The 11,468-nt window shown below is 37.3% G+C and carries 6 protein-coding genes; 5 read left to right on the forward strand and 1 reads right to left on the reverse strand.

Features of this window, described 5'->3' with window-relative positions:
* Window positions 1-152 precede the first annotated feature (152 nt).
* Genes D1092_RS02175 through D1092_RS02185 form a run of 3 tightly spaced genes read left to right on the forward strand, consistent with a single transcriptional unit; the run spans window position 153 to window position 1,031 of the window.
* On the forward strand, window positions 153-599 hold the full coding sequence (locus D1092_RS02175; RefSeq protein WP_120121988.1) for a DNA polymerase III subunit chi: 447 nt from the start codon (window positions 153-155) through the stop codon (window positions 597-599).
* Window positions 599-778, forward strand: a complete 180-nt coding sequence (locus D1092_RS02180) for a hypothetical protein (RefSeq protein ID WP_120122757.1) — start codon at window positions 599-601, stop codon at window positions 776-778. Before D1092_RS02175 ends, D1092_RS02180 begins: the two co-directional genes overlap by 1 nt.
* Window positions 768-1,031 (forward strand): hypothetical protein, encoded by a 264-nt coding sequence (locus D1092_RS02185; protein WP_120122756.1) that lies wholly within the window; start codon window positions 768-770, stop codon window positions 1,029-1,031. Before D1092_RS02180 ends, D1092_RS02185 begins: the two co-directional genes overlap by 11 nt.
* Here the strand turns inward: D1092_RS02185 and D1092_RS02190 are convergent.
* On the reverse strand, window positions 1,028-2,317 hold the full coding sequence (locus tag D1092_RS02190) for an MFS transporter (RefSeq protein ID WP_120121989.1): 1,290 nt from the start codon (window positions 2,315-2,317) through the stop codon (window positions 1,028-1,030). The two genes, D1092_RS02185 and D1092_RS02190, sit on opposite strands and share 4 nt — an antisense overlap.
* A 585-nt stretch (window positions 2,318-2,902) precedes the next feature.
* On the opposite strand from D1092_RS02190, the gene bafA (D1092_RS02195) reads away from it, so the two are divergent.
* Both bafA (D1092_RS02195) and bafA (D1092_RS02200) read left to right on the forward strand, forming a co-directional pair.
* Window positions 2,903-8,413, forward strand: a complete 5,511-nt coding sequence (gene bafA / locus D1092_RS02195) for a BafA family autotransporter (protein ID WP_120121990.1) — start codon at window positions 2,903-2,905, stop codon at window positions 8,411-8,413.
* 348 nt (window positions 8,414-8,761) lie between these two features.
* Window positions 8,762-11,326 (forward strand): BafA family autotransporter, encoded by a 2,565-nt coding sequence (gene bafA, locus D1092_RS02200; RefSeq protein WP_120121991.1) that lies wholly within the window; start codon window positions 8,762-8,764, stop codon window positions 11,324-11,326.
* Window positions 11,327-11,468 lie beyond the last annotated feature (142 nt).

The raw sequence follows: 11,468 nt of genomic DNA on the forward strand, positions 1-11,468 counted from the left end.
TAAGTAAAAAGATAATGACTTCAATCAAAAATGCACCTCAATCGAAAAAGAGGTTTATATCTTGAACCGTTTCCTTTTATATAAGGGATATAGAAGCTTCTTTAAATAAAGGTGTTTGCTTTATTTATAAATAGTGATGAGGGTTTAAGAGGTTGGATATTTTATTCTATCATTTGACGCAGTCAACGCTGAAAGATATTTTACCAACGCTTGTGGAGCGGGCACTGGTTCGTTTTGGTAAGGTAACCATACAATGTGTGAGTAAAGAACAATGCGATTCTATAGATATGCATTTATGGGTTTATGCTGATGAATCATTTATTGGACATGGAACTGAGAGTGATCAATATTCAAATTTTCAGCCCGTATTTCTAACGACAGGACAAGAAAATCCCAATGATTCAAAGATTCGTTTTCTCATAGAGGGAGCCGTTTGTTTGGATATTGATGCTTATCAACGTCTTGTTGTGCTATTTGATGGTAAAAATGATGAGCAGTTGAATCTTGCTCGAGCACAGTGGAAAAAATATAAAATGGAAAATCATAATTTAACATATTGGCAACAAAGCGAAGATTGTCGTTGGGAAAAACAGATTTAATGCGTCTCATATCTTTTATTCTGATTTTTATAGGATTGGTAGGAATCGTAAATCCAACACTTTTTATTGCGGAAGGATCAGGGGGAGGGCGTTGGGTCTTTGTTGTGATTTTTCTTTTAGGCATGCTAAAGATATGGTCTATAATAAAAAAAATGAAACGGCATAATGATGATTATTGATCGAATTTTGCTTGTTTTATGGGCTGTGATGTTGGCTTTTTTTTGCGTTTCGTGGTTAGGAACAACGCATATTCTATCAGGAATGTTTGCTGTTGCTGATATGAGCAATGTTGCGGATTTTTTATTTTTCTTTTTAAGCGCATTGTTTGCGGGAATATTGTGGTGGAGTATACCGCAACCTATGTCTTTAAAAATGAGACTGGCAGCATTTTTTCTACCAGTCTTTATTTTATTTTTTGTTATTACATTTTAGTTGGATATTTCATCATCTGTAAATCCGACAAAACAAATCAGTGAAACAAAAGAAGCAAAAAGCAAATAATAGCCGATATAAGACGTATCAAAATGTTGCACCAAATATTCCGCAATGTAAGGTGCAAGAGAGGCTCCTACGATACCAGATAAGTTAAAAGTAATGGAAGAACCTGTATATCGAATGGCTGTTGGGTATGGTGAAGCCAAAACAGCACCAAGAGGACTATATACCATTCCCATGATAGACAAACCAATGACAGACATTGCAAGGACTCCTAAAACTCCAGAATTTAAGAAATAAGGAATTGCAAAAGAATAGATACCGGTGATGATTGTAACCCAAATCATCAAAGTTCTCCGTCTAATACGATCAGCGAGTCTCCCAGTAATGACCGTAAAAATTCCACAGAAAATAGCACCGACAATTTCGACTTGAAGAGCTTGATAATATGACAACTGCAGATGGTTTGTTGAATAGCTTAATAAATATGCAGTAACCAAGTAAAACAAAACAAATGTTCCCATACCGGAAAATATTCCAAGAAATAAGATTCGTGGACATTTTAAAAAGACATCGATGATAGGAACTTTGACACGTTCTTTATTTTCAAGATTTTTTTTGAATTGAACAGTTTCATTGATTGAAAGACGAACCCATAATCCTATAATCATAAAAACAATTGAAGCAATGAAAGGGATGCGCCATCCCCAAGCGACAAGTGCATCATGATCGAGAAAGTATAACAGACTTAAATAAACAGCAATGGATAAAAACAAACCGATAGGAACGCCTAATTGGGGAAACATTGCGTACCAGCCTCGCTTTTCTGGAGGGGCATTTTCTGTTGCGAGCAAAACAGCTCCTCCCCATTCTCCTCCCAGTCCCATTCCTTGTCCAATACGGCACAAGGTTAAGAGGAAGGGGGCAAACCATCCAGCGGTTTCATATGTAGGAAGAAAACCAATAATGACGGTTGAAAGGCCCATTGTGAGAAGAGAGGCGATAAGTGTCGCTTTTCTTCCAACTTTATCTCCAAAATGTCCAAAGATAATCGATCCAAAGGGCCGAGAAAAAAAGGCTGCTCCAAAGATTAAGAAAGATTGTAAAATGGCAATCTGATCATTTTGTGTCGGAAAAAACACATGAGGAAATATGAGCGCTGCAGCAGTGGCAAAGACATAGAAATCAAAGAATTCAATTGTTGGGCCAATAAGGCTTGCAAACAAAATGCGACGAGGGGAATTTCTGTTGCTTGTACCTTGCATTTCTAAGTTTATAGACATGAATAGAATGTCCCTTTCAATATATGACAAATCAAATATGAATTAACCAACTATAATTATAGAAATTTCAAATCAGTGTCGAGTCGATATTATAATGTTTCTTAATATATTCGAACAATGCTGACATATATTCGAACAATGCTAATGGACTGATGAACATCAATAAGTATTTTTTTGATTATCAACATTGAATAAAATAAAGAAACTATTTTAAATGCTGTAGAAATAAAAATATGAGGCACAAAGCTTCTCCCTCATTCACAGTGCTGTTTCCTTTAAAATTTAACCATTTTATCTATTGAGGATCAATCTTATTCGTAGATTAGTGTTTAGTGTTAAAAAAATATTTAAAATTTTTTTATGAATATAATTATAACACTTTTAAAGTGTATGTATTAAAAATTAAATTTTTAGTTGTGCATACATTTTAAAAACACATGGTGTATACTTGATCTGTCAGAGCTTAATCATCGAATGTTTTATTATCTTAAAAAATAGGATGTTGAGCCATTACAGAATGTTGTTTTGGTCTATGCACTTTTTTCTAAATGGGGGATTTAAATTTGGAATGATGGAGTGTGGATAATGCAACGCAAATTGAAATTAAGTTTTTATGCGTTAATGACCAGTAGTTTTTTTATCAAGATTGCGAATGCAGATGGCGTAGCGACATTAAAAGAAAAGCTATTAACACCAGTAGGTATCAATGAACATCTAGAAGAAACAAGAAAATTATTATCAAAAGTGAGGGGATTAAAAGAAAAAGAAGGGGGGGCAAAAATGATAGTGCATGAAAAGACAATAGAAGAAAGTAAGCTTTCAGAGGAGGAAAGGAAGGGGGAGGAAAATCTGTTTTTTGAAGTCCTTACAAATTCAATCATAAGCGATGGTATGGCGATTTATATTACTAATGGTACCTCTGAAGATTCTGAAATAAATAGTTTTAGCTATAAAGAGGCGGGCTATTCCATTGATAACACGGTTCGAAAGGACGGAAAACTCTACATTGCTGCAGCAAGCGTTAGTAGAGATACGATAATAGAGCATGATGGGACTGAGTTTGTCCAAAATTTAAGCACTTCAGAATATGCTACGATTAAAAAAGGGGGAAAACAGATTATTGAGAGTGGTTCCAATGCTGAGGGGGCTCAAATCTATGGTGGTGAACAAATTATTTGGGGTAAGGGGGGTCTTGGGACTGGTTTGTTGCGTAAAGATAAGGCAAGTAGTGCTTATAGCACTAAAATTTATGCTGAAGATGGAGTGCTAGGACAACAAAATATTTATAGTGGAGGGATAGCTTTTGACACAAAGGTTATGAAAGGGGGAATACAGAATCTTGATGGTCAAGCGAGTGTTAATAACGGCTTCCTAGAAGATTCTGATGCAGTCGATACAGAGGATGAGGATTTTACAATTAATGAGGGGGCTTTTGCACTGAATACCGAACTTTTTAAAGATGGTATGCAGAATATCTTTGCAGGAGGGAATGCGAGTGAAGTTACTTTATATGATCACGCTATTCAGAAGATATATGATTCTGGATACGTGGACACTTTAACAATTAATCATCAAGCACAATCATGGGGTTTGGCAGGGGCAATATTAGATAAGGATACTAATGTTAATGATTTTGGCAGCCTCTATCTTTATGCTGGGAATGGCGGATCTGTTACGGAAGTAGGAAATCTTATTTTAAATGGGGAAGATTCTAAGCTATATCTTATTGCAACTGAGAATAATGACAAAAAACCTCTGGTTAAGATCCAATCTTTAAAAGGAAATGGTAGAGTTATTTTTACCTCTTCTGGAAGTGATAAGTATTATTCTCGGCTTAATGTTGGTAATCTTTCAGGTTCTTTACATTTTGATTTCAATGTTGATTTTTCCAAGCATCGTGGTGATTATCTCTCCATAAAAAAAGGAGCAGGTCATCACACAATTAGCGTGACGGATTCTGGGCGTGAAATTACAAACTATTCCCATAAAGAGCTTAAATTAATTTCTGATCGCAGTGGAAAGGCTCATTTTACTCTGACAAACACTTTTGGTGAAAAAATAGGAACGGTTGATGCCGGAGCCTATAGGTATAGTTTGAAACATAGAAATAATAAGAATGATGGTAAAATTTGGTATTTAGATACAAATTACGCCATTGATGAGACAAATACCTCTTCATTTTCTGATTCTAACCTGCAGTTATCTACAGCTTCACCATCGAATGATCTCACAAAACTCATAATCGAAAAGGGAATGATTGTTACAATTGCAGATCCTAGCTTTGACAGTAGCAGTGAAAAAGTTGATGGTAATGGAGAAACTTCAATTAGTAATACAGTTCGTGATGGTGGAAAGCTATCCGTTTATAACGGCGGTTTTAGCTTATACACCAAAATTGAAAGTGGTGGCGTTGAGGTTATAAAAACACAGAGTCTTTCACAAGATAGTACTGTTCATAAAGGGGGACAACAAAGGATTGAAGAGGGGGGAAAAGCGGAAGATGCTAAAATTTCTGGGGGTGAGCAGTTTGTTTCAGGAAAGTCTGATATTAAAGGTAAGATAGTAAAGAGTAGTGCTTATAGCACTGTTATTTCTGGTGAAAATGGAGAGCGAGGATATCAGAATGTGTATGATGATGGAGAAGTTTTTAATACAAAGATTAAGTCAGGAGGGATACAAAATCTTTATGTAGAAGGAGATCTCGACGATTATAGTAGTTTTGCATCTAATACAGAGGTCTTTTCTGGTGGAGAGCAACACGTTTTAGCGGGAGGAATAGCTATTGATGTTACTTTACAAGGAACAGCTTTCCAAGCAATAGATTTGGGGGGCTATGTAAAGGATTTAATCATTAAGAATCAAGCACAATCATGGTTACATCCTGGTGCAACATTAGAGGGAAGCACTATGATTCATGATTCTGGGCGAATTTATCTTTATGCTGGCCCTGATCAATCTCGTACTGAAGTCGAAAAAATTGTTTTAAATGACAGGGATACAAGATTGTACGCTATTGCTTCTGATATGGATGGTGAAAGTTCTTTAATTGAGAACTTAAGTGGTAATGGTCGTGTTATTTTTATGTCTACCATATTGAATCCACATTACTCTAAACTTGAGGTCGGTCATCTTTCAGGGAACTTACATTTTAGATTGAATACCAATTTTGCAGAGCAGCGCGGTGATTATCTCCTTATCAAAAAGGGGGAAGGACATCACACCATAAGCGTTATCGATTCTGGTATTGAAATTGCTGATTCTTCTCTACAAGACCAGAACTTAGTTTTAGAGCTAGAGTTAATTCGTGAACAAAGTGGAAATGCGCATTTTACTCTAACAGATTTTTCTGGTGAAAAGACTAGTACGATTGATGGTGGAGCCTATATGTATGCTCTAAAGACGAAAGATCATAATGGTGGAAAGAGTTGGTATTTGGCGCCGTTGGAAACAACTTCTACTTCTGTAACTCCTTCATCTCATACGGAATTTCCTATAGGGAAACTCCCTGAAAAAGAAGAAAATATAACGTCGTCGCAAGATGTTAATATCAATTTTGATCCATATTTTGATGTCATTAATTTCAGTATTCGTGAAGGAGGAGGAATTCTACAAAACTTTTGGCTTGGTGATGATCGCACAGTTCATATCTCTGATGATGGAGAGCAAGGTGCGCTTAAGCAATCCATGAACGCTACAGTTGAGGGATCTGGAATACTTTATGTTGAAACAGGTGGTTCCAGTAAGAATACAACAGTTGAACGTGGTGGATCTGAAATTATTGGAGAACAGGGAATCTCAAACTCTACGATTATTTATGAGGGTGGGCAACAAAAGGTAGAAGGAGGAGGAACAGCACTGCAGACGACAATCTACGGTGGTGATCAGCTGATTTGGGGAGATAGTTACGAGAACGGTGGGATTGTTGGAAGCAGTGCCTATGATACGATACTTTATGGTCAAGGAGAGACACCCGGACAGCAGAACGTGTATGATGATGGAATGGCAGTGGAAACAAAAGTGATGAGTGGAGGAATACAAACTCTTGCTAAATGGTTTCCTGATGATGATAACTTTGCCGAAAAAGCCGGTGGTTTAGCCATAAGTACTGAGGTTTTTGAGGGTGGTGTACAGAGGGTATTAGCAGGGGGTGAAGCAAATACAGTGACTTTACACCGCCATGCTGCTCAAGAAGTTCATGCTGGGGGTATTGTAAAAAATCTAAGAATTGAAGAGAGAGCCAATTCATGGGTCTTTTCTGGTGCGATGTTAGGAGGAGAAATAACGGTTCAGGATTTTGGACAACTCCACCTTTATGCTGGAGATGATCATCAACAAACTAAAGCAGAAAATATCAATTTAGATGGAGAAGAGGCTAAATTATACTCCGTTGCGAGTGAGATTGATGATAAAAGTACACATGTTCAGCAGTTAAGCGGTGTAGGAAAAGTCATTTTTACCTCTTCTGAAGATGATTTGTATTACTCCAAGCTTTATGTTGATAACCTTTCGGGGAGTCTCCATTTCGATTTTAATGTCAGTCTTGCAGAAGGAAAAGGTGATTACCTTTTTATTGAGAATGGGAGTGGTTCTCACACAATAAATGTCGCAGATTCTGGGATTGAAATTGTTAATCCTTTTTCAACAGAACTTGATTTAATTTTGGATCAAAGTGGAGGCGCATCTTTTACTCTACAAAGTTTTTCTGATGCAAGAATTGGAATGGTTGATGGTGGAACTTATATCTATGGCTTAAAACACAAAAATATTGAGGATGAAGAGGGAAAAATTTGGTATTTGACAGCAGTTTACATGGATAGTGCGCCAAGAGAGCAACGGAGGAGAAGCAGATTTGCACGGCATTTAAGTCAAAATCAACCGGTTTCTTCTCTTTCAACTCTGACCAATACACAAGAGCATACGATTAAATTGCAACGTCAAAGAGAAAACCGCCGAAACTCGAATTCAAAATCCTCAACTTCTGTTTCTTCAGTTGTTTCAATTCTGGGCAGTCAAATGATTAAAGGAGCACCTCCAGCAAGTCATTCTCCCCTTTCTTCTGACAGACAACAGGCTGCTGTTTCCGTTTCTTCTCAGTCTTTAGCAGATCAGATGATTTTGCGTCCAAGTAATCAGAAACAACCTTCTCCACAATTGGATGAGACGCTTTCAGGTTTTCAGTTTTTAACCACGCCTTCTACAGATGCAGTATTGTCTATGTCTGTAGCTCCAGCAATGATATTTCATAATGAAATGCAAAGCGTACGTGCGGGAAGAGGCATTCTAGATAAAAGTAAAAAGCATACGGCTTTATGGGGCTATGCGATTAAAGCAAAAGAGAGCATTGCGACAGAGCATATAGACTTTAAGCTCGATCAGAGCGGTATTGTGTTAGGGATCAATGGCTTAAGCGAGTGGGAAAATGGAGAGTTTTATATAGGTGGTTTTGGCAGCTATGATCATGCTCGTGTTGCACATACTCGGGGTGGTACTAGCGGTATCAATAGTTATAGTATTGGGGCTTATGTCACGTATGTGGATCATAGTGGATGGTATCTGGATGCTCTTTTAAAATACAATCATTATCAAAATAATCTGAAGGCAGTTTCCACGAATGGTTTAGGGATTGAAGGAAGTTATAAGCAATGGGCGGTTGGGGCCTCCTTTGAAGCAGGATATCGATTTCAGACGTCCAAAAGCAGTTGGTTACAGCCTTATGGACAATTTACTTGGTTGCAAGTTGAGGGAAAAGAAATCAAGTTATCGAATGACATGAGCGGTGATATTCGCCCCTTTACGTCATTGCGCAGTGAGGTTGGATTATCTTTAGGGTATGAATTTGGCTCTGGCATGGCGACTTCTTCACAGGCGTATATTACAGCAGCATGGTTGCGTGAGAATAAAGATGATAATCAAACGGTGATTAATGAACACCATTCATTCACCACCGATTTATCAGGTAATGCGGGTAAATTAGGCATAGGTTTGAGCAGTTTTTTGAGTGAGAAGTTGAAGTTATATGGTGAGGCTCATTATGTTAAAGGGCGTAAAACAAAACAGTCTCTTCAGGGCATTATAGGGGTACGCTATCGTTTCTAATTATAAGAGTATAGTTATCTTTCAAATGTATAATTGTTTTTAAAAGTCTTTAATAAAACATAAACAGTTTTTTAGAGCATGCAGACTCGCTTTTCATGACAGGTTGTATACCATTTTTATATTATAGTTTATTATGTGTTACTTTTTTATTTGGTGAAAAAAATTTTAAGAAGTCCAGGAATTTCCTTATATTCTCGATCAAAAATACATCGAAAAGATTATAAAGAACAGTTCTTTGAGTGAAGTGGTGAGGTTACTCAGAAGAATTGTTACAATCTAAGGTTGAAAATATATTTTGTAGAGCTAGTTACGTTTGGTGTCTATGCAGGCGTAAAGAGGGGGGAGGATATGGTTACACAATATAAATGGAAACGCAATTTTTGGGTACTCTTGTTGAGCAGCTGTTTTGTACAGGCAGCTGCCGCAAATGAGGGGGGGGTGCCGCTTTTTTGTCAATCTTCAAGTGATGGAAATGATCAAGTATTTCACGATCAATATAATGAAGATATGAAAACAGGAAGATGCATTCTTGGAGCATCGAATGATTTCATTGTAAGAAGACACAATGAATTAGGCCTTTTAAAAAAGCCTAGCAATTTTACTCTTGTTAAGGGTGCTAGAATATTTGCGAGCCAGCAGGAGCTTGATAGCAATCATCACGACTATGTTGGAGATAATGCGCGAGCACAAAATACTGCATTTCTTAAAAAACCTGAGCTTATCTTCATTAAAGATGGGGCACTGCTTGAAAATTATGTCCTTGATCATGAAGGTAAAGCATACATTTCAAATGATGGTGAGATTGATAGTCCAGGGCGGTCTATCAATAACACAGTAAAGAATGGTGCGGAGCTTTATGTATATGCAGGAGGTCTCAGTGAGAATAGTAAAATTGAGCATGGTGGAATTGAGAATGTTCAGGCTTTAAAGGGAAAACAAGGCTTTTCGAAAAATGCTGTCGTTAAAGAAGGGGGAAAGCAAAGTGTTGGAAATGGAGGAAAAGTAGAGGAGACTAAAATTTATGGTGGGGAGCAGCTTGTTTTCGGAGAGGGGGATGTTGGAGGAGAGATTAAAGGGAGTAGCGCTTCTCATACAGTCATTTATGGTCAAGAGGAAACATTAGGTCAACAAAAAGTATATGACGGGGGTAAAGTTTGGAATACAAAAGTTATGCGAGGGGGCATCCAAGAGGTTGGGAAAAAGTCTGAAGGTGCAAAAAATGGTGGTTTTGCATTTGATACAGAAGTTTTTGCTGGTGGTAAACAGCGTATCTTAAAAGGCGGTCAGGCCATTGGAGTTACTTTAAATGAGAGCGCTACTCAGGAAATATATACGGATGGATCTGTAAAAAGTCTAACAATGAATGATGAAACAAAATCATGGGTACATGCTGGAGCGATATTAGAAGGCAAGACACAAGTAAATCATTCTGGACAGCTTCATCTTTATGCTGGGAATGAGCAACATCGCACCACAGTAGAAGATATTCTTTTAAATGGAAAAGAGACAAAATTGTATTCACTCACGGATGAGTCTGATGGAAAAAGCTCTTTGATAAGAAAATTAAGTGGTGAGGGGAGTGTTATTTTTGAATTTACGGGTTCTGATCCCTACTATTCTCAGCTTCATGTGAATAATCTTTCAGGAAGTTTACATTTCGCATTGAATACCACGATTGCCCAAAACCGTGGAGATTATCTCTTCGTTGAGAAAGGTACAGGGAATCATACGATAAGTGTTGCTGATTCTGGCGTTGAAATCACAGATCCTTTTTCAAATAAGCGTGATTTAATTACCGATCAAAGTGGTGGAGCGCATTTTACGCTGACAGATCTTAAGGGTGAAAACATTAATGCCCTTGATGGTGGAACTTATATGTATGGGCTGAAAGAAAGAAAGGATGAAAATGGAAAAGTTTGGTTTTTATCGGCAGATCGCCTTAGTGGACCAGAAAATTCTACTCCAGATCCTACAAATCCATTCATTCCTGGTGGAACATTAACCACTCCCTCTACGGATGCAGTATTAACGTTGTCTGTAGTCCCTGGGCTTATTTTTAACAATGAATTGCAAATTGTACGGAATGGTAGAAAAATTTGGAACAGAAATAGGAAAGATATCGAGCTATGGACCTATGGGATTAAGAGCAGAGAACGTATTGCGACAGGCCACACACACTTTAAGCTTGGACAGACAGGTTTAGTCTTTGGTGCTGATCAGTTGAATGAATTAAGGCATGGAGAGTTATATATCGGTGGCTTCGGCAGTTATGATCAAGCACGTGTTTCTCATGCACGAGGGGGGAGGAGTGATTTAAGCTCTTATAGCATTGGAACTTACGCAACTTACTTTGATCATCGTGGATGGTATATGGATGGTGTTTTGAAATATAATTATTATCAAGATAATTTGAAAGCCATATCAACGAATGGTTTAGCAATACAAAGTCATTATAATCAGTGGGCGATAGGTGGATCATTTGAGATTGGTTGTTATTTTGAACCAGCTCAAAATACTTGGATGCAGCCTTATATCAAGCTAACAGGTTTACAGGTGGAAGGTAAAAAAATAAAACTTTCCAATGGAATGACCGGTGACTTAAGTCCATTGATCTCATTCCGTAGTGAAGTTGGATTGACGGCAGGACATGAATTTTTTGTGAATTCAGAAACTTCATTAACAGCTTATATAATGGCAGCTTGGTTGCGTGAGAATATAAATAATAATCACGCGATAATTAATAACCAGCATAAATTTATCACAGACTTATCGGGTAGTGCGGGTAAATTAGGAATTGGTTTAAACAGTTTGGTCAATGATAACCTAACACTTTATGCGGAAGCATATTATCTAAAAGGACATAAGATTAAAAATGCTCTTCAAGGTATTTTAGGATTACGCTACAGTTTCTAAATACACCTTTACACAGTTGATTAAGTTTATAAACTTAAATAGATAACGCTTTGCGATGTCCTTTTGAGAGTATAGAGACCTTTTTAAACAGTAAGGATGCCTTTATACTCTCTTTTAAGGAAAGGTATTAATTTATAAAGAG

The sequence above is a fragment of the Bartonella krasnovii genome (assembly GCF_003606345.3).
Taxonomy (GTDB): Bacteria; Pseudomonadota; Alphaproteobacteria; order Rhizobiales; family Rhizobiaceae; genus Bartonella; species Bartonella krasnovii.